This is a genomic window from Dongia sp. P2_B8, assembly GCF_056404715.1.
The window spans coordinates 150,203-169,848 of record NZ_JBFUDM010000008.1 but is presented as its reverse complement, the minus strand read 5'-3'; the positions used below and the strand labels follow the sequence as shown (position 1 = coordinate 169,848).

Sequence of the window (19,646 nt, the reverse complement as noted above, 5' to 3'; positions counted from 1 at the left end):
CGGGTCGCGGCCAGGGATCGGGATGCTGTGAGGGGACGTAATGCTGTCCTAATGCGGCGTTCTGTCGCGTCTCGGGCCTGCGGCCGGTTTCTGGCGCCGTGGTATAAACCCCAGATAATTTTGGGTATTCAAAGCTTGTCTGCGTTCCCAGAGCCACGGCAAATGTGGTGATAGGCGCGGGCAGGTTTCTCTTGCCGGAGGGACAAGACATATGGCGGATCACGCGCAAGCGCCCAGTGGGCAATCTTCGGGCGTAGAAGGCACGCGCCGCGACTTTCTTTATCTGACCGCAGCATCGGTGGCCGCCTTTGGCGGAGCCTCCGCGGTGTGGCCGTTCGTCAGCAGCATGAACCCGTCGAAGGACGTGCTGGCGCTGTCATCGATCGAGGTCGATATCAGCCAAGTGGCCGAAGGCCAGGCGATCACGGTCAAATGGCGCGGCAAGCCGGTCTTCATCCGCCATCGCACGGCGGCCGAGATCGAGCAGGCGGTGAAAGACGACACTGTCGAGATGCGCGATCCGCAGAAAGACGAAGTCCGCGCCCAGAAGCCGGCCTTCCTGGTTCTGGTCGGTGTCTGCACCCATCTTGGCTGCGTGCCGCTGGGACAGAAGGACGCCGAGCCCAAGGGCGAATTTGGCGGCTGGTACTGCCCCTGCCACGGCTCGCAATACGACACGTCGGGCCGTATCCGTAAGGGCCCCGCGCCGCTCAACCTGGAGGTTCCGGCCTACCAGTATGTGAGCGACACCGTCGTGAAGATCGGCTGAGGGAGCGCGTAAAGATGAGCGCCAATTTCAAGAACCCGGTCATCCGCTGGATCGACCATCGTCTGCCGGTCTTTACCTTCCTGCATCACGAAGCGAACGAATATCCGACCCCGAAGAACCTCAGCTACTGGTGGAACTTCGGCAGCCTCGCCGGCTTCATGCTGATGGTGATGATGGCGTCGGGCATTTTCCTTGCCATGCAATACACGCCCCATGTCGATTACGCCTTCAATTCGGTCGAGCGCATCATGCGCGACGTGAATTACGGCTGGCTGCTGCGCTATATCCACATGAACGGCGCGTCGATGTTCTTCATCGTCGTCTACGTCCATATGTTCCGCGGCCTGTTCTACGGATCCTACAAGGCACCCCGCGAACTGCTGTGGCAGATCGGCGTCGTCATCCTGCTCCTCATGATGGCCACCGCGTTCATGGGCTATGTGCTGCCCTGGGGCCAGATGAGCTTCTGGGGTGCGACCGTCATCACCAACCTGTTCTCGGCCCTGCCGGTCGTGGGCAAGTCGATCGTGACGTTGCTATGGGGCGGTTTCTCGGTCGATAACCCGACCCTCAACCGCTTCTTCTCGCTCCATTACCTGCTGCCCTTCGTGCTGCTGGGTGTCGTCGTGCTGCATGTCGTTGCCTTGCACCGCTTCGGCTCCAACAACCCGATCGGCATCGACACCAAGGGTCCGCAGGACAGCATCCCCTTCCACCCGTATTACACGGTGAAGGATCTGTTCGGCCTCGGCGTGTTCATGATCTTCTTCGCTTACTGGGTGTTCTATGCACCGGTGACGTTGGGCGATCCGGACAATTTCATCCCGGCCAATCCGCTCTCGACCCCGCAGCACATCGTGCCGGAATGGTACTTCCTGCCGTTCTACGCGATCCTGCGGTCGATCCCGGACAAGCTGTTCGGCGTCATCGCCATGTTCGCCTCGATCCTGGTCCTGTTCGTGCTGCCCTGGCTCGACCGTTCGCCGGTCCGCTCGGGCACCTATCGTCCGGCCTTCAAATGGTTCTTCTGGATGCTGGTGTTCGATTGCGCCATCCTGGTCATCTGCGGCAAGAACGCCCCGGATTGGATTTGGGATCCGGCGACATTCTCGATCGGACCTGACGACGGGCGCGGACAGATACTCTTCTTCGCGTTCGGGACCGATGGGATAAATTTCGGTCTGCGCCTAAGCATCATCACTATAGGGCAGCTAGCGACGCTTTATTACTTTGGCTACTTCCTGGTGATCCTGCCGCTGCTCTCGATCTTCGAACGTGCACTGCCGGTTCCCCTCTCGATCTCACGCCCGGTCCTTGGTGCGGGTGGCAGCCATGCCGCCATTGCCCAAACCATGCCCAAGCCGATGGAGAAGCTCTGATGAGCGCCAAATCTCTGCTCCTGAAGGGCATCACTGCACTGGTCGGCATCACGGCCGTGCTGTTCGTGGCCGCCGAGCCGCGCCACGAAGTTCATGTCGAGAAGGAGCAATGGTCGTTCCAGGGCTTCTTCGGCAAGTTCGACCGGCCGCAGCTGCATCGTGGTTTCCAGGTCTATAAGGACGTGTGTTCGGCCTGCCATTCGCTGAACCTGCTCTCCTACCGCAATCTGCAGGAGATCGGCTTCTCGGAAGACCAGGTGAAAGAGATCGCGGCCTCGGTCACCGTCACCGACGGTCCGAACGACGAAGGCGAGATGTTCGATCGTCCCGGCAAGCCGTCCGATCACTTCAAGGCGCCGTTTGCCAACGAACAGGCAGCGCGTGCTGCCAACAACGGTGCCTTGCCGCCGGACTTCTCGCTCATCGCCCGCAGCCGTGCCGGCAAGGGTTTCGGTGCCTATGAAGGTGCCGATTACATCCACGGTGTGCTCAATGGTTACAAGGAGCCGCCAGCCGGTTTCCACCTGACCGAAGGCATGAACTACAATGAAGGCTTCGCCGGTCACCAGATCGCGATGCCGAACCCGCTCTCCGAAGGGGCCGTCACCTATGAAGACGGGACCCAGGCCACGGTCGAACAGATGTCACGCGACGTGGCGGTGTTTCTGACCTGGGCGGGCGAGCCGAACTATGAAAGCCGCTTGCATACGGGTCTGCGCGCGATGCTGTTCCTGATCGTGTTCACGCTCATCGCTTATGCCGCCAAGCGGAAGATCTGGGCCAAGATCCACTGACCTTGGCCACGGACGCTCGGTCGTTCTAAAGCGCTGAAAACCGCCGTCCCGGTCACCGGGGCGGCGGTTTTTCTTTGAGCAGGCGGATGAGCCCGGATCGATCTCACCCAGTTCGAGTTACGCCTGTATCTGGGTTGTGCAGATATCCGAGTTACGTTTGTGTCACGGCGGGGCGGCATATTGTCCTGACGTCCACCGCACCAGGTTGGTCCTGAGAGTTCGCCCACCAAGGTTGCCGCCAAGTTTGCACCGAAAGTTTGCCGAAAGTTTACCGGGGCCGCGATCTGCGTTAAACAAGATGAACAGAATGGGATGGGGAAGTTGATGCTGCCGGCCATGGCGTTGCAGATACCGGTTCCAGCCATCACCGGCATCGATCATGTGCTGGTCGGTGTCCGCGATCTCGAAGCCTCGGCAGTGCGCTGGGCGCGGCTGGGGTTCCACCTGACGCCGCGCGGCCGCCATATCGGCTGGGGCACCGGCAATTACTGCATCATGTTCGAGGATAGCTATATCGAGCTCCTCGGCATCATCGATCCGGCGCAATTCACCAACAATCTCGAATCGTTCTTGAAGACCCGCGAAGGGTTGATGGGGCTGGCCTTCGCCAGTCCTGACGAGGTTGCCTGCGCGGCGCAGCTGCGTGCCATCGGCATTGCCGCCGAGGGACCCAAGGTCCTGAAGCGGGAACTCGAACTGCCGGAAGGCACCGTGCTGCCGGAATTCGGCCTGGTCATGCTGCCGCAAACGGCAACACCGGGCCTTTCGGCCTTCGTCTGCGCGCATAAGACGCCCGACCTCATCCGCCGGCCGGAATGGCTGCGCCACGCCAACAGGGCGACCGGCATCGTCTCGATGACGGTGGTGGTCGACGATCCGGTCGCGGCAGCCTTTGGCTGGTTGGACGTGTTCGGCCCCGATTGCATCAAGACCACGAACTACATGACCGTGATCGATACCGGCAACGGCCATATCCGCTTCACCAACCGGGCCGGCCTTGCCCAGCTTTATCCGGCCCTGGTGCCGCTGCCGGAATATCCGGCACCTTGGATTGCGGCACTCAAGATCGCGGTCGCCGACAAAGCGCGCTGCCGCGATCATCTGCGGTTCCAGAATGTGCTGGCGCTCAAGACCGGCAAGGGTTGCATCGTGCCGCCCGAAGAAGCCGACGGCGTCATCATCGAATTCGTCCAGGAGTAATTCTCATCCCATGACCGATGTGACACGCAGCGATGCGCTCTATCGCGACCCGCGTCTGGCTGACTTCTACGATCTCGACAATGGCTGGGCCGACGATACCCGCTATTGCGAACGCCTCGCGCGTGACGCGCGCGCTGTGCTCGACCTTGGCTGCGGCACCGGCTTGTTGACGGCTGCTTGCGGCGCTTTTTGCCAAACTGTCGTCGGTGTCGACCCTGCCGTCGCGATGCTGGACATCGCGCGCCGCCGCCCTGGCGGCGACAAGGTGCGCTGGGTGGAAGGCGACGGCAGGACCGTGCGGCTAGATCAGCGCTTCGATCTTATCTTCCTCACCGGCCATGCCTTCCAGGTATTCCTGACGGACGCCGACCAACTCGCTCTGTTGCGAACCATCGCAACTCACCTCGCGCCCAAGGGCCGCTTCATCTTCGATAGCCGCAATCCGCGCGGACAGGAATGGCTGGAATGGTCGCCCAAGGATTCGCGCCGCATGGTCGATCATCCGCGCCATGGCGCCGTCGAATCGTGGAATGACTATGCCCATGATCTAGCCACCGGCATCGTCACCTACGACACCTGCTACCGCCTGCCGAATGGCGAGCTGCTGGCCGCGAAATCGCAGATCAGGTTCACCTCGCAGGAACATATCGCGGCACTGATCGATGAAGCCGGCCTCACCGTCGACCGCTGGCTGGGCGATTGGCAAGGCAGCGATTATGCGCCGGCGAGCAAAGAAATCATTCCAGTCGGCTCTTTGGTTTAAGCATTCGAAAGCGTTTTCGCAGGTCAGGCTTTAGTGTTTATGGAGCCCGAGTTTGTCAAATAGAACGCGATTCCGACGCTTCGCATCCCGCATAAGCTTGTCGTAAGAAATTATTTCGACGTATCCATTGCCTTCCGGCAGCGTATAAAAGAATCCCTCGTTGTCTGCGGTTCGGTGATACCGCATTTGCACTTGGCGACGAAGAGACGGCGTTAGATCTGCTATCAGATAGCCAGTATACCGCAATTGATTGGGGTTTATTGGGCGTCCCTCAATATCCGTTATCCCGCCCTGGTCGATCTCCACAAAACGCTGAATAATTTGGTCTGCCGGGTCTCTGGTATAGTCGTTTCTGCCCGGCCGTTTAAACTCAATGATTACGATGCCGCCGCCTGGTAGGTTGTCAGGCTCAGCAACACCTATTGGCGTATCATAGAAGAAAGCAAAGATATCCGGCTCCTTGCCCGATGTCTTCGCGAGACCTTTCACTTTATTCAACTTCTGATCAGATGTTAGCAACGTATGAAAACAAAGGCGCTCATCGATCATCCAAAGGTTTTGTTGATCTAGAAATATATCTTTTGAATCCCTACCCATCGGGAAGATCATATTGTGTAGAACTTTTTCGAAAGGGTATTTGTCGTCAGCCTGTACTCGTTTCAAATTTTGATCGACAAGATCAAGAATGGTACGGCGATGAGCAACATAGTCAGCGAGTTTGGCTTTGCCGACGTCGTTCATATCCTCCATTAGTTTTTTGATGCGCTCTTGGTAGTGATCGAACGATTCTTTTTCTATAAGCGCTGCAACATGGCGCTCTTCTTTCCGAATAGAATCTTCAACTTCACGTCTTATATGCAAAAGCGCTTCGTCTAGCTGGTCCTCTTTGAGGCCAGGCTGAATTCTCTCTTCAATCAACCCTTTGTATTTTTCGTGAGTCAACACGCGGTACTCAGGCGCAATCTGAACGAACTGCTCAATCTGCGCACGTTTCTCTTCGTTAGTGGACTTGAGGTCACCTACCAACAGAGGTCGTAGAGCATCAGCTATTGCATTGTTAAGGGTTGATCGAGCTATGAGTGCGCTATCTAAGTCTAGCTCCTCGTCCGACTGAAACGAAATTCTCGTGCGCTCTTTATTGGCGTGGTCGTCCAGGTACTCCCCGGTCACGAGAACTATCAGAGTATAAGCGTTTTGATTCTCGTCAACGAACCGCTCAGGGAGCTGAGGAAGAATGTCTTTTAGCTTAAGAGTAACAACCTCTCTTCCATTTGCGCAAAGGTAGAGGTCGTGTTTCGCGCGACCATCATTGTGGCGAAATGCTTGCAAAGCAAATGTGTGCTCATTGATATTGAATGAGGACTCCTCAATGTGAGGGAGCACAGTAGTATCGAAAAGATCATGCAAATTTATACTAGCTTGCCCGTCGGAATTTAGAATCATCACAGGACAAGAGCGCGCTGCAAATCGAATTAGAAAATGTGCCACAATTCGCACAGCGATGAGAGATGGATCGCTTGGCCAGCCAACCAAATATCTTGGTACGATTCCTCTGACCGAAACAACCGTTCCAATCGGTTCTTGCGTCTCAGTGACGATATCGGCGCCCTGCAATTCTTTATCTACAGAAAAATCAAACTCCCGCAGATACCGATCCCCATTTTTTTCAAAGACGCTACGCACATGAACAGAAGTAAATACTTTGAGAAAAGAAAAGCGGCCCACACCTTTGCCGCCAAGCTTAACTTTGGAGAGCGTATACGCCTCCTTAAATGACGCCATATTTTCTTCTGTGAAGCCAATCCCCTCATCGGCTACGTCGAAACCATCTACTCGAAACGTCTTCTCGCCAGATGCAGTCAGTAGGTCTGTCGCCGCGATCAGATCAATTTTTATCGACTTCCCTATAAATCCTTGGCCACGTTCCTCAATGGCGTCGATGGCATTCGATACCGCTTCGAATAGCGGCATAATGCCTCGCGTATGCGGTAAGTCGAGTCGGTCGACTAACCCTTTGATATTAGCGAGCATCGGGAACCCAACTGAAATGCATGTTTGCGTACGATTTATATCGTGCGCGAACAGAATACTGATTGCAATCAATATTCGAATATATATGCCTCAGTTCTAAGTAACGTAAGCTTAGCTCTTGCCCTTGATGGCGTGGCGCAGGCGGCGGACGCCGAGCCAGACGGCACCCAGGACGATGGGGACGGCGACGGCGGAGAGCAGCAGATGGGCATGCCCCATATTGTCCGGCAGCAGACCTTCCGCCACCACCTTCAGCAAGCCAATCAAATAGTAGCTGATCGCGAACACCGACAGGCCCTCGACCGCTTCCTGGATGCGCAGCTGCACGCGGCTGCGGCTTTCCATATCGCGGAGCAGCGCCCCGTTCTGTGCCTGCAAATTGACATCGACCCTGGTGCGCAGCATGTCGCTGGCGCGGTCGATGCCGGTTTCCAATTGCTCCAGCCGCCGCGCAAAGGCTTCGCAGGTGCGCATCGCCGGCGTGAAGCGGCGATCGAGAAAACTGGAGAGGCGGGAGAGACCGTCGACGCGCCCTTCGCGGATATCGTCGAGGCGCCGCACCACCAGTTCGGCATAGGCATTGCCGGCGCTCAGGCGGTAGCGCGTGGCGGTGCTGAGGCTGGCTGATTCCGCCGCCAGCCTGGTCAGTTCATTGAGCAGCAGCCGGTCGCCGCCATCATCGCCCTCTCCGTCGCCGCCCAAGGCCGCGGTGCGTTCGATGAGCGCCTTGAGGCGCGCCTCCAATCCAGCCAGCGCGCTACCCGTGCGGCGCGTCAGCGCCAAGCCCAGGAGCGCCATCAGGCGATAGGTCTCGATCTCCAGAAGCCGCTGCACCATGCGCCCGGCACGTCCGGCGGTGAGGTTCCGGTTGATCATCAGCATGCGGCCATAGCCAGCCGCGTCCAGCCGGAAATCAGTCCAGATCTCGGCCGCGTCGTCGCCGACGCTGGAAGCCACCACATCGCCGGAGGGAAAGAGGGCGCCCACCAGATCGAGATTGAGATCGGCCTTGTCAGCACCGCGGAATTCCAGCACCAGCGCCGCCACGCATTGGCCGGGGCATTGCGCGGCCAGTTGCAGGGCGTCTTGCGGCAGCTCGGCCCAGCTCAAGGCCCCCGGCTGCAAGTCGGGGCGCGGCATGACCAGGGTATAGCTGGTGAATTCGGTATGGAGTTCCCATTTCAGCTGGGTCGGACCACGCGGCAGAATGCCATAGCGGCTGGCGGGATCGGGCGCCGGGGCGCCGTGATGCTGGGCGAGATCGGCAATGAAGCGCAGATCCAGCGCCCCGGCGGGATCACCGGCAGCACGCAGGCAGGCCAGATGCAGCACAACGGCCGGCCCGTCGATCCGCAAGGGCGGGCGTGCATGGACCTCGTCGTTCAATTCCCGGCGCAAGGGATGTTCGGCGAACATCGATCGTCTCCGCGTCTTCTGGAACCCCTGATAGCCCCCTGATAGCTCCCTGATATCTGGGCCTAGCATAGCAGGTTCTAGCGCGATCGGGTTTCCTTGATCTCCTGCGTCACGGCGACGCGCCGGACATTGCCGCTGACATTGGCGCCGGCATCCTTCTTTAGGCCAAGAAAGAACAGCGACGACACCATGGCGATACCGCCGATGAAGAGATAGGCCGGTTGGAAATCCGCCGCCTGCAACGTGTCGCCGTGGCGCTGGGTCAGCGTCATGTGGAGAGCGAGGGCTGCCGTGCCGGCGCCGATGCTCAAGGAGAGCTGCTGCATCATGGCCGAGAAGGTCGAGGCATTGCTCATCAATGCCTCGTCGACATCCGCGTAGGAGAGCGCATTGAGGCCGGTGAATTGCAGCGAGCGGATGAAGCCGCCGGCCAGCAGGGCCACAAAGATAATGATATGCGACATGGCCGGGTTGAACAGCGCATAGCCCATCATGATCACGCCGCACAGAATGGCATTGAAGATGAGGACGCGGCGGAAGCCGAAGGTGCGGAGCATGAACTGCGTGGCCCCCTTCATCATCAGCGAGCCCGCGGCACTGGCAAAGGTGAGGAGGCCCGAGGCGAAGGCGGTGAGGCCGAAGCCCAGCTGCAGCATCAGCGGCAGCAGGACAGGGAGCGCGCCGATGCCGATGCGGAACACGCTGCCGCCCAGCACGGCCCGGCGGAAGGTGCTGATCTTCATCAGCTTCAGATTGACGACCGGCTCCGCCATGTGGCGCGCGCGGTACCAATAGGTGACCAGGCACAGCAGGCCGAAGCCGGCAATGCCGCCCAGCGCCCAGTTGGGCAAGGGGAAGCGGCCCATCGCCTCGAAGGAAAAGACCAGGCTGGCGAGACCAAAGCCGGTGAGCAGGAAGCCGATCCAATCCAGCTTCGGCACGATGGCCGCCTTGATCGGGGGAATGTAGAGGATGCTGAGGATGATCCCCACGATGCCGACCGGAATGTTGAGGAGAAAGATCCAGCGCCAGGAGGAATAGGTGACGATGAAACCGCCGATGGGCGGCCCCAGCACCGGGCCGAGCAAAGCCGGGATGGTGAGATAGGTCAGCGCCTTGATGAGCTCGCCCTTGGGGACGGCGCGCAGGATGACGAGGCGCCCGACCGGCACCATCATGGCACCGCCGAAGCCCTGCAGGATGCGGGCCGCCACCAAGCCGAAGAGCGAATCGGCGATGGCGCAGGCGATCGATCCCCCCATGAAGACGGCGATGGCCAGGCTGAAGACCCGTCTCGCGCCAAAGCGATCCGCCATCCAGCCGCTCAGGGGAATGAAGATGGAGAGGCTGAGGAGATAGGAGGTGATCGCCAGATTCACCTTGAGCGGCGCTGCGCCAATCTCACGGGCGATGTCGGGAAGGGCGGTCGCAATGATCGTGGTGTCCAGATTCTCCATGAAGAGAGCGGCGGCCACGATCAGGGCCAAGGTGCGGTAGCTGGCTTGCATAACGGACTTTTTGCAGCGGCAATGCTTGAAGCAGTCGGGTCCCCAAGATAGGGAAAGCTGCCACCGCCCACTACGCCCGATCCGGGAACGCAGCTATGCGTCAACAGGCAGCCGTTTTCGGAACTTTCGAGCGCAGGGTTTTGGGGGATCGAGCGTGAGGCCCACCCCCCTCTCTAACTCTCCCCCTCAAGGGGCGAGAGGACTGGAACGAGGCTGCTGCCGCCACTCGGTCAATACTCCCTCCCCCCTTGAGGGGAGGGCAGGGGAGGGGGGTGAGCGACTGCTCAGTCCTTAGACATTGAACCTGAAATTGAAGATGTCGCCGTCCTGGACGGCATATTCCTTGCCTTCCTGGCGGAACTTGCCGGCTTCCTTGACGCCGGGCTCGCCACCCAATGCGATGAAGTCGTCGCATGACATGGTCTCGGCGCGGATGAAGCCGCGTTCGAAATCGGTGTGGATGACGCCGGCGGCTTCCGGCGCCTTGGCGCCGTGGCGCACGGTCCAGGCGCGGGCTTCCTTGGGGCCGATGGTGAAGAAGGTGATGAGGTCGAGGAGCTTGTAGCCGGCGCGGATGACACGCGTGAGGCCGGTTTCCTCAAGACCCAGGGTCTCCAGAAACTCCTTCTTTTCCGTCTCGTCGGTGAGCTGGGCCACCTCGGCCTCGATGGCGGCGGAAATGACCACGGTCGCAGCCCCCTGCGCCTTGGCCATGACAGCCACTTTCTCCGACCAATCATTGCCGGTCGCGGCACTACCCTCATCGACATTGCAGACATAGAGCACGGGCTTGCCGGTCATCAGCTGCAACTGGCGGAACTGCAYGCGCTGTTCGGGCGACAATGTGGGGAGGACCGTGCGGGCGGATTTGCCGGCACGCAGCGCCTCGACGGCGGGGGTCAGGATGTCGGAGAGTGCCTTGGCTTCCTTGTCCCCGCTCTTTGCTTTTTTGTTGGCGGCGTCCAAACGCTTCTCGACGCTTTCCATGTCGGCCAGCATCAGTTCGGTCTCGACCGTTTCCGCATCGCGCACCGGATCAACCGATCCTTCCACATGGGTGACTTCGCCGTCGAAGCAGCGCAGCACATGGATGATGGCGTCGACCTCGCGGATGTTGGCGAGGAACTTGTTGCCCAGACCTTCGCCCTTGCTGGCGCCACGCACCAGGCCGGCGATGTCGACGAATTCCAGCTGCGTCGGGATGAGCTTTGCGGATTTCGCGATGATCGCGCATTTCTCGAGCCGGTCATCGGGCACCGAGACGCGCCCGACATTGGGCTCGATCGTGCAGAACGGGTAATTGGCCGCCTGGGCCGCGGCGGTCGCGGTCAGCGCATTGAACAGGGTCGACTTGCCGACATTGGGCAGGCCGACGATACCGCAATTGAAACCCATAAGATGACCCTCTATTTCGTCTCGTCTTCGCCGTTCTTCGCCCGACGATCCGTTTTCAACGTCTCGTCTTTCGGCGCCGGCGGGAACAGGGTCACATTGACCTTGTTCATGAACTTGTTCTCGTCTTGCGCAAACAGGATCGGCAGATGGTCGGCGCAAGCGTCGTTGATCTCTTCGACGAACTTGCGCTCTTCCTTGCCGAAATCCATCAGCACGAAATTCTTCACCAGTGCCTTGACACCGGGATGGCCGACGCCCAACCGGATGCGCCAGTAATCGGGCCCGATATGGGCGTCGATCGAACGGATGCCGTTATGGCCGCCGGCACCACCGCCACGCTTCACCTTCACCTTGCCGAGCGGCAGGTCGATCTCGTCATGGATGACCACGATGTCGCCGGGCTCGATCTTGTAGAACTGCATGGCCGCCTGCACGGCGCGGCCGGATTCGTTCATGAAGGTGGTGGGGCAGAGGCAGATCGCTCTTTCAGGCCCGATGGTCCCTTCGGCAATGGCGCCGTGGAACTTTGCCTTGATGGGTCCAAAAGAATAGCGGCGGACGATCGTGTCCACCGCCATGAAACCGATATTGTGCCGGTTGTCGGCGTAGCGGGGCCCGGGATTGCCCAATCCAACGATAAGGCGCATCACGGGCCCCGCCCAACCTATTGATAAGTCTTCGCCGACAATGATCGGCGTCTTACTTCTTCTTCGGCGCCGGAGCAGCCGCCTTGGCCGGAGCCGCAGCCGCACCACCCTTGGCAGGTGCAGCCGCCGCCGCACCCTTGGCCGGAGCTGCAGCAGCAGCGCCAGCAGCCGGGGCCGCAGCAGCAGCGGCCGGAGCCGCGTCCGCATCGGCCTTCATGCCCGACGGCGCACCGATGGTGACCAGGGTGAAGTCGCGTTCACGGCTGGTCGGTGTGGCACCTTCCGGCAGCTTCACGGCGCTGATGTGGATGCTGCCACCGATGTCGAGACCGGTGAGGTCGACTTCGACCGACTGCGGAATGTTGTCCGGCGAGCAGATGAATTCGATTTCGTGACGCACCAGGTTCAACACGCCACCGCGCTTGATACCCGGGGCGGCAGCTTCGTTGCGGACCACGACCGGCACGTTGACGTGGATCTTGGTGTCCTTGCCGACGCGCTGGAAATCGACATGCAGCGTGCGGTCAGTGACCACGTCGAACTGCACGTCGCGCGGCAGAACGCGATGCTTCTTACCGGCGAGCTCGATATCGAGCAGGGTCGCAAAGAAGGCCTTCTTGTGGATCAAGCGGTCGATCGACTTCGGATCCAACGAAATGAGGGTAGCTTCCTTCTTGTCGCCATAAATAACGGCGGGTACACGACCGGCACGACGGGTTGCACGGGCGGCCCCCTTCCCGGCGCGGTCACGACCTTCCGCGGCTACGGATTCAACTGCGGACATTGCTGTCTCCTATATATCGCAGTTTACAAAACCTGGACCATCCAGGTTCCGACCGACCGGCCTCCAGGGGTGCCGATCGGATTTCAGTCGCGTACCCATTCGCTTGAACTTTGGGTTCAGTCGAACAGGGACGAGACCGATTTCTCCTCACTGATCCGCGCCATGGCTTCGGCAAGAAGCGGCGCGATCGAGAGCTGGCGCACCGTCTGCGACACGCGCACAGCTTCGGTGGCCTGAATTGAATCGGTGATGACAAGGCTTTCCAGGGGCGAGGCCGAGACGCGGGCAACGGCACCGCCCGACAGCACGCCATGGGTCACATAAGCGGCGACCGACAAGGCGCCAGCTTCCTTGAGCGCCACGGCGGCGTTGCAGAGCGTGCCGGCTGAATCGACAATATCGTCGACCAGGATGCAGCGCTTGCCATCGACTTCGCCGATGATGTTCATGACTTCGGACACGCCGGCCCGTTCGCGCCTTTTGTCGACGATGGCCAGTTCCGCCTCGACCCGCTTGGCAATCGCCCGGGCACGCACCACGCCGCCGACATCGGGGCTGACGATGCAGAGATTATCACCCGATCCGAAGCGCTCCTTGATGTCCTTGGTGAGGACGGGGGCAGCAAACAGATTGTCGGTCGGAATGTCGAAGAAGCCCTGGATCTGCCCGGCATGGAGATCGACGGTGAGAACACGGTCGGTGCCGGCGGTGGTGATGAGGTTGGCAACCAGCTTGGCCGAGATCGGCGTGCGGGGGCCGGACTTCCGGTCCTGCCTGGCATAGCCGTAATAGGGGATGACCGCCGTGATGCGGCGCGCGGACCCGCGCTTCAACGCATCGACCGTGACCAGCAGTTCCATCAGATTGTCATTGGTCGGGAAGGAGGTCGGCTGGACGATGAACACGTCCTCGCCGCGGACGTTCTCATTGATCTCGACGAACACTTCCATGTCGGAAAAGCGCCGCACGCTGGCATTGACCAGCGGCAGGTTGAGATAGGCTGAAATCGCTTCCGCCAGGGGCCGGTTGCTGTTGCCGGTAAGAATCTTCATCTTGTGCCGTCTCTCGTCCCGCTTTGGGCCGGGTCTCTTGCGAAATCCGGCCGGCTCACCCATGTCAGACTCTCGCGGGGTCTTCCGTCCAGCAGGCCCAAGCGGCCCAAAGACAAAAAACCCCCTCCCCTAAGCCGCAGGATCTGGTTTTGCGGGGGGTCGAAATGCGCGCGGAATGTATCAGCGGGTCAAAAACCAGTAAAGCGCCGCGTGGGGACCGCGACAGAATTGTTATCTATTTGATAAATAATGATTAAATGAACTTCTGGGGGTGTTTCGGGACGACTGCGGGCCAGGGTGGCTGCCGGCCCCCCTCAAAGCACCACAAAAATCATGGCCAGAACCACCAGCAGGCCGGCCATCACGACCATGACATAGGGCATCCAAATCTTCCGTCGGCAAGATTGTCCCAACGAGAACGAGATTGTCTTGGGTACACCCGTGACCTAGGCCGAAATGGCGGGGCTGGCAACCCCGCTGCGCTTCAGCAATATGCGCGCGCGCGTTCCTGGATCAGGGCTTCGGCCGGTCGGCTGATGCCGCCGACAATGCTGCAGAACATCGGGTGCGTCATCCCGCTGCCCAGGAAAGTCCAGTTCATCGCCGCCAACTGGGACGACCTGATCATGTCGCGCTGCCCCTCGTCATATTGGCGCCCCGCCGCGGTCTCGAAACTGGCGAGATCAAACTCGACCTGCTGGCGCAGGCCCGCAGCAATGAAGCCGATGATGGCAAGATAACCGTCGATGGCGACCTCGACTTCCGCTGGCGAGGCCTGGCGGGCCATATCTTCCACCATCAACGTATCCAGTTTGGCGTGCTGGGCTTCTTCCATCCAATGAAACTTCAGCAAGTCGCTGAAGCAGGGGTCGAGACTCTTGTCGCCGTGCACGCTGTCGAGATAATGGCGCTGTGTCATCCATTCGATATGCAGAATGACCAGGGCCACAGCGAGGGGATGATGGCGCAGGACTTCCCTGGCCACGGCTTCCGCCGGCCCGATGACGGCGCATGAAGTGCCAAAGCCTTCCAGAAAGTGGCGGCGAAAGCTGGCGAACAGCTCGATATGCTTGGTTTCCTCGGCGGCAAAGCCAAGCAAGGCTTGTGTTTCCACTTCCTTGCCCGGCGCGCGGTGCCGCGCATGATCCAGCACGAAGAGCAAGATGAATGCCTCGACCAGGCCGAAAAGATAGAGATAGCTGTGGCCGCGGATCTGGTTGAGCAGGCGCTTCTTGCGTGTACCCAGGAAATCCAGTTCCGCAACGCCGGCCAGCGTTTCCGGCAGAAATGGCCGGTTGAAGTCCAGGCTGCGGTTACCGCCGATCAGGTCTTCGATCCGCCAATGGGCCTTGTGCGAGGCGGCCAGGGTCGAGGCATAGGTAAATCCGTGTTGCATAATCCTGTTCCCGGACAGATGTCGTTCGGCAACCAGCCGTCTTGCAAGACATCTAGGGGAAGCAGGCCGGAATCTCTGTGAAGGACTTCACAGGGGCTGAGCCGACACTCCTGTCGCGCGACGAGATCCGTCGAGCGCTGCGACAGCACAAGGCGGCCGGTCCCGGTAGCGACTGCCGGCTTGTGCGGTGAGGGGAAGGCCGTTCCGTCAGATCTGCCAGAACGGCTTTGCCGTCTCATCCGCCACATCACGGCGTGTGAGGCCGATATCGCGGAGGTCAAAGTCGTTCAACCGGGAAAGTGCACGACGTTGCCGGGCGCGGTCGGCGCCGTCCCGTAACCATGCCGCCAGCGCGGCCATGAGCGCCATGAACGACCGTACCTGCTTTGCCGGAAGGGCCTGCCGTTCTGTCGCTGTGATCAATTTCAATGTCATGGCGCACCTCATCATTTGCATCCGCCGCATCCCGAAAATGGGCGCAAGCGGGTGTTTTGTCGAAGCCGAACGCTTCGTTCGCGGCCGAAGCGTTCGAGCTTGTTGTGGGCATAGCGGGTTTTTATGATGGGCTCATGACGATTGGCGCAAATCTCGCAGAAGTTACCGCCATGATCGGCGATCCGGCGCGGGCCAACATGCTGGCAGCCCTCATGGATGGTCGCGCGCTCACTGCCACGGAACTTGCCTATGTGGCTGGTGTCGGTGCGTCGACGGCGAGTGCGCATCTCGCCAAGCTCCATGACGCCAATCTGCTCTCGGTGGTGAAGCAGGGGCGCCACCGCTATTTCCGTCTCGCTTCGCCTTTGGTCAGCCGGATGCTGGAAGGCATCATGACCTTTGCTGCGATCGGTTCGCCGGCGCGCTATCAGCCACGCACCACCAACGATACGGCCATGCGCCTGGCGCGTACTTGCTACGACCATCTCGCCGGCCGGTTGGGTGTCGCCTTGACGGATGCCCTGGTCGAACGCGGTCATATCGTGCTGGGCGACGATGCCGGGGAGCTGACCGAGGCGGGTGTCAAGGCGCTCCATAAACTCGGCATTGCGCCAGATACCTTGCAGCACAATCATAAGCGGGTCTTTTGCCGCCCCTGCCTCGACTGGAGCGAGCGGCGTCCGCATCTGGCAGGCGCCATTGGTGCGGCACTCGCGGCCCATTGTTTCGACCAGCATTGGATCGAACATATCCGTGACAGCCGTGCCGTGAAGATCACCGTTGCCGGCCGGACAGGCTTGCGATCCGCCTTCGGCATCGATCTCAGCTGAAACGCCCATCTGCCTTGTAGCCTGTGGCCCATCCGGGCTAGAAAGAAGCCCCTTTTGAGGAGGCTGTCGCATGAGCCGATTCCTGGCCGCGCTTCTATTCGTTCTGCTTGCCGTTTCCGGTGTTGCCGCCGGCGTCACGCCCGCAAAGGCCACCGATTACCTGTCCGGCATCAGCGATCTGCCGCTGCCCGACGGCCTGGTGGAGGCCAAGGACAAATCGACTGTGTTCGATTCGGCGGTCGGCAAGGTGGTCACGGCCTATGCCAGCGGACCCGGCACTGCCGGCAGCGTCCATGACTTCTACGACGCGACCTTGCCGCAGCTTGGCTGGAAAGAAACCGATGAAGGCAATTGGCGGCGCGAAAATGAAACCCTCAAGATCGACGTACTGGGGCCGGAAGCCGGTCCAGTGACGGCGACCTTTACGCTCTCTTCTGAAAACTGATCGGGATTTTCAAGATCATGGCATTCGCCACCATCGAACTGGAACGCAAGGGCCGTGTCGGCCTCATCCGCCTCAATCGCCCGCAGGCCCTGAACGCCCTGTGCGATGAATTGGTGCGGGAACTGGGCATCGCCTTTGACGATCTGGAAGCGGATGCCGGCATCGGCGCCATCGTGCTCACCGGCTCGGAAAAAGCTTTCGCCGCCGGCGCGGACATCAAGGAGATGAAGGATCGCGGTTTCGTCGATGTGCTGGTCAGCGACTTCATCACGAAAGGCTGGGAACGCGTTGCCGATTGCCGCAAGCCGGTGATTGCGGCGGTTGCTGGCTTTGCCTTGGGTGGCGGGTGCGAGATGGCGATGATGTGCGATTTCATCATCGCGGCCGAGAACGCCAAGTTCGGCCAGCCCGAAATCACGCTGGGTGTCATTCCGGGTGCCGGCGGGACACAGCGCCTGACGCGCGCCATCGGCAAGGCGAAGGCCATGGACCTCGTCCTCACCGGCCGCATGATGGATGCCGCCGAGGCCGAACGTAGCGGGCTTGTCTCGCGTATTGTGCCGCTCGAAAAACTGCTTGAGGAAGCCTTGGCAGCGGCTGAGAAGATCGCCAATTTCTCGGCACCCATCGCGCTGATGGCCAAGGAGAGCGTCAACCGCGCTTTCGAGACCAGCCTTGCCGAAGGCATCAAGTTCGAACGCCGCCTGTTCCACGCCGCCTTCGCGACCGAGGATCAGAAGGAAGGCATGAGCGCCTTTGCCGAAAAGCGGAAGCCCAGTTTCAAGCATCGCTGAGCAAAGATCTTGGCGGAGCCGCTGAAAGAAATCTTCAATGCGGTATCGGTCGCCTGGCTGTCGGATCGTCTCGGGGCGGCCTGGCCTGATTTTCCGGCGGCGCGTTTTAAGAAGGCGATCCTCGCCGATCTCCCTGCTCTGGAGCTCAAGTCGCGCATCGAGCGCATTGCCGTTGAGATGCAGCGACAGCTGCCGCCGGATTTCCGGAAATCGGTGAAGATCGTCACCAAGGCGCTGGGTGCTGCGCCACCCGCCGGCGACGGCACCGATTTCGGTGATTTCCGAATTCTCGCCTGCCACCGCTTCGTGTCGCTGGCGGGCCTCGACCATGCGGATCTCGCGCTCGATTACTTTGCGCGCACGACGCGGCATTTCTCGGCCGAGTTCGACATCCGTCCCTTCATCCAGCGTGACCAGGAGCGGGTCCTGGCTGTGATGCGGCAATGGGCGGAGGATGCAGATTGGCGCGTGCGGCGCTTGGCCAGCGAAGGGGCCAGGCCACGTCTCCCCTGGGGCCTGCGCCTGACCGCGCTGGTCAAGGATCCGAAACCGCTCTTCCCGATCCTGGAGGCACTCCGCGACGATTCCATTGAAGCTGTCCGCCGCTCGGTCGCCAACAACCTCAACGACATCGCCAAGGACCATCCGGATCTGCTGGTGCGGTATGTGAAGCCGTGGATGAAAAGCCGCGGACCGCTCGTCAAACATGCACTACGCCATCTGGTGAAGCAGGGTCACGAAGGTGCGCTTGGCCTTATGGGTGTCGATCACGGCGCCGATCTGCGCATCAGCTCGCTAAAGCTTGATGCAAAGAGCATCGCCATCGGCGGCTCGATCGGTATCGCCGTGCAACTCACCAATGCCGGGTCCAAGCCCGCCTACGCCATTGTCGATTATGCCGTGCATCATCTGGGGGCACGCGGCGAGGGGCGGCCGAAGGTCTTCAAATGGACCACGCTGACCCTGGCGCCGGGCGAAACGGTGACCCTCGAAAAGCGTCATTCCCTGAAGCCGGTGACCACCCGTCGCTACTATCCCGGCGGGCATTTCATCGGCCTTCTGGTCAACGGACGGGAGCGCGCAAAACAGGGATTTCTCCTCTTGGAGGGGGTGGAATCCTCTAAAAAGCCGGTTCCAGGGACATTTTCGGGTCGCTACCGCTGATAAAAAAATAAGTAATAACAGGTAGTTAACTAAATCGACGCGACCGTATGTCGCCTTTCTTCTTGCGTCTTTGGTGAGAATTTCTATCTTAGGCCGGTCATTCTGCTTCGTGCTGCCGACCTGCTACGCCCTCCGGGTGCCCAGATCGCGTCATATCGAGACACAGTCTGATGCGTTGCTCATGGGGAGCGGCGCCACCCAACTAGTTTACGTGGAGGACAGCAATGCCCACCGGCACTGTCAAATGGTTCAACAGCACCAAGGGTTATGGTTTCATTCAGCCGGAAAACGGCGGCCCGGACGTTTTCGTCCACATTTCGGCCGTCGAGCGCGCTGGTCTCGGTACTCTTAACGACGGCCAGAAGGTCTCGTACGAAGAGCAGCGCGACCCGAAGCGCGGCAAGACCTCGGCCGAGAATCTCAAGGCCGTCTAAGGTTTCGTTAGGCACTGCTTCGGCAGTGCTGGCGACGATGGGGCACCAGGAAACTGGTGCCCCATTGCTTTTGCGATATTTGGTGTCGGATTTTTTGAGCTCGACCATGCCGCGTACCGCGGCCATATGCGCCTCAGCTCAGCCTAAAATCATCTCAGGCTAAAAATTGGAGTTTCCCCGTGGCGCGCAAGAAACCGGTTGTCGATACCAGCTCCGTGCTGTTCGACGTGATTTACGAAGATGGCCGCTTGACCTCGAACCGCAAGGTGCCGGGCGCGGAACTGGGCGGCCTTGATGGCGACGATCCGGCGAAGACCTTCATCGAAGAACAGGACCGCAAGATCGCCGAAATGTCCGGCCAGTCCCGTGGCAAGATCAAGTCGATCAAGCGCTCGCCGAACCAGTAAGTA

Annotated in this window: 20 protein-coding genes; 11 read left to right on the top strand and 9 right to left on the bottom strand. The window is 60.1% G+C overall.

All coding sequences use genetic code 11. From position 1 onward, the window contains the following. The first annotated feature begins 211 nt into the window (after positions 1 to 211). The 5 genes from petA to AC1DWZ_RS20740 all read left to right on the top strand — a co-directional run bounded on the left by petA (position 212) and on the right by AC1DWZ_RS20740 (position 4,905). Positions 212 to 769 (top strand): ubiquinol-cytochrome c reductase iron-sulfur subunit, encoded by a 558-nt coding sequence (gene petA, locus AC1DWZ_RS20760; protein WP_477170851.1) that lies wholly within the window; start codon positions 212 to 214, stop codon positions 767 to 769. A gap of 14 nt (positions 770 to 783) precedes the next feature. Next, entirely contained in the window at positions 784 to 2,148 is a 1,365-nt protein-coding gene (locus AC1DWZ_RS20755; protein ID WP_477170850.1) for a cytochrome b, read from the top strand. Beyond that, positions 2,148 to 2,942 carry a cytochrome c1 gene (locus AC1DWZ_RS20750; RefSeq protein ID WP_477170849.1) on the top strand — a complete coding sequence of 265 codons (795 nt, stop codon included), beginning with the start codon at positions 2,148 to 2,150 and terminating at the stop codon, positions 2,940 to 2,942. Before AC1DWZ_RS20755 ends, AC1DWZ_RS20750 begins: the two co-directional genes overlap by 1 nt. Before the next feature lie 312 nt (positions 2,943 to 3,254). Then, positions 3,255 to 4,142, top strand: a complete 888-nt coding sequence (locus AC1DWZ_RS20745; RefSeq protein ID WP_477170848.1) for a VOC family protein — start codon at positions 3,255 to 3,257, stop codon at positions 4,140 to 4,142. 10 nt (positions 4,143 to 4,152) lie between these two features. After that, on the top strand, positions 4,153 to 4,905 hold the full coding sequence (locus AC1DWZ_RS20740) for a class I SAM-dependent DNA methyltransferase (RefSeq protein ID WP_477170847.1): 753 nt from the start codon (positions 4,153 to 4,155) through the stop codon (positions 4,903 to 4,905). A 30-nt stretch (positions 4,906 to 4,935) separates the two neighbouring features. On the opposite strand, the gene AC1DWZ_RS20735 is transcribed toward AC1DWZ_RS20740, so the two are convergent. The 9 genes from AC1DWZ_RS20735 to AC1DWZ_RS20695 form a co-directional block, all read right to left on the bottom strand. Further along, positions 4,936 to 6,876, bottom strand: coding sequence for an ATP-binding protein (locus AC1DWZ_RS20735; RefSeq protein WP_477170846.1), 1,941 nt, complete (start codon positions 6,874 to 6,876; stop codon positions 4,936 to 4,938). 171 nt (positions 6,877 to 7,047) lie between these two features. After that, positions 7,048 to 8,352 carry a DUF3422 family protein gene (locus tag AC1DWZ_RS20730; protein WP_477170845.1) on the bottom strand — a complete coding sequence of 435 codons (1,305 nt, stop codon included), beginning with the start codon at positions 8,350 to 8,352 and terminating at the stop codon, positions 7,048 to 7,050. Between the two features lie 77 nt (positions 8,353 to 8,429). After that, positions 8,430 to 9,860, bottom strand: a complete 1,431-nt coding sequence (locus AC1DWZ_RS20725; protein ID WP_477170844.1) for an MFS transporter — start codon at positions 9,858 to 9,860, stop codon at positions 8,430 to 8,432. A 291-nt stretch (positions 9,861 to 10,151) separates the two neighbouring features. Continuing rightward, complete coding sequence (ychF, locus tag AC1DWZ_RS20720) at positions 10,152 to 11,255, bottom strand: redox-regulated ATPase YchF (RefSeq protein WP_477170843.1); 1,104 nt, start codon at positions 11,253 to 11,255, stop codon at positions 10,152 to 10,154. Positions 11,256 to 11,266: 11 nt separating this feature from the next. Further along, positions 11,267 to 11,902 (bottom strand): aminoacyl-tRNA hydrolase, encoded by a 636-nt coding sequence (gene pth / locus AC1DWZ_RS20715; protein WP_477170842.1) that lies wholly within the window; start codon positions 11,900 to 11,902, stop codon positions 11,267 to 11,269. Positions 11,903 to 11,954: 52 nt separating this feature from the next. Beyond that, entirely contained in the window at positions 11,955 to 12,686 is a 732-nt protein-coding gene (locus AC1DWZ_RS20710; protein ID WP_477170841.1) for a 50S ribosomal protein L25/general stress protein Ctc, read from the bottom strand. A 116-nt stretch (positions 12,687 to 12,802) separates the two neighbouring features. Then, entirely contained in the window at positions 12,803 to 13,738 is a 936-nt protein-coding gene (locus tag AC1DWZ_RS20705; RefSeq protein ID WP_477170840.1) for a ribose-phosphate pyrophosphokinase, read from the bottom strand. 484 nt (positions 13,739 to 14,222) lie between these two features. Further along, entirely contained in the window at positions 14,223 to 15,134 is a 912-nt protein-coding gene (locus AC1DWZ_RS20700) for a hypothetical protein (protein WP_477170839.1), read from the bottom strand. A 207-nt stretch (positions 15,135 to 15,341) separates the two neighbouring features. After that, positions 15,342 to 15,569: a DUF1127 domain-containing protein gene (locus tag AC1DWZ_RS20695; RefSeq protein ID WP_477170838.1), complete on the bottom strand. Its 228-nt coding sequence runs from the start codon at positions 15,567 to 15,569 to the stop codon at positions 15,342 to 15,344. A 134-nt stretch (positions 15,570 to 15,703) separates the two neighbouring features. Between AC1DWZ_RS20695 and AC1DWZ_RS20690 the strand changes: the two genes are divergently transcribed. The 6 genes from AC1DWZ_RS20690 to AC1DWZ_RS20665 all read left to right on the top strand — a co-directional run bounded on the left by AC1DWZ_RS20690 (position 15,704) and on the right by AC1DWZ_RS20665 (position 19,643). Next, positions 15,704 to 16,399, top strand: coding sequence for an ArsR/SmtB family transcription factor (locus tag AC1DWZ_RS20690; RefSeq protein WP_477170837.1), 696 nt, complete (start codon positions 15,704 to 15,706; stop codon positions 16,397 to 16,399). 70 nt (positions 16,400 to 16,469) lie between these two features. Next, positions 16,470 to 16,844: a hypothetical protein gene (locus AC1DWZ_RS20685; protein WP_477170836.1), complete on the top strand. Its 375-nt coding sequence runs from the start codon at positions 16,470 to 16,472 to the stop codon at positions 16,842 to 16,844. A gap of 17 nt (positions 16,845 to 16,861) precedes the next feature. Continuing rightward, positions 16,862 to 17,638 (top strand): enoyl-CoA hydratase, encoded by a 777-nt coding sequence (locus AC1DWZ_RS20680; protein ID WP_477170835.1) that lies wholly within the window; start codon positions 16,862 to 16,864, stop codon positions 17,636 to 17,638. Between the two features lie 9 nt (positions 17,639 to 17,647). Beyond that, entirely contained in the window at positions 17,648 to 18,802 is a 1,155-nt protein-coding gene (locus AC1DWZ_RS20675) for a DNA alkylation repair protein (protein ID WP_477170834.1), read from the top strand. 224 nt (positions 18,803 to 19,026) lie between these two features. After that, positions 19,027 to 19,236: a cold-shock protein gene (locus tag AC1DWZ_RS20670; RefSeq protein WP_298682756.1), complete on the top strand. Its 210-nt coding sequence runs from the start codon at positions 19,027 to 19,029 to the stop codon at positions 19,234 to 19,236. 179 nt (positions 19,237 to 19,415) lie between these two features. Further along, positions 19,416 to 19,643 (top strand): hypothetical protein, encoded by a 228-nt coding sequence (locus tag AC1DWZ_RS20665; RefSeq protein WP_477170833.1) that lies wholly within the window; start codon positions 19,416 to 19,418, stop codon positions 19,641 to 19,643. Positions 19,644 to 19,646: the final 3 nt, after the last annotated feature.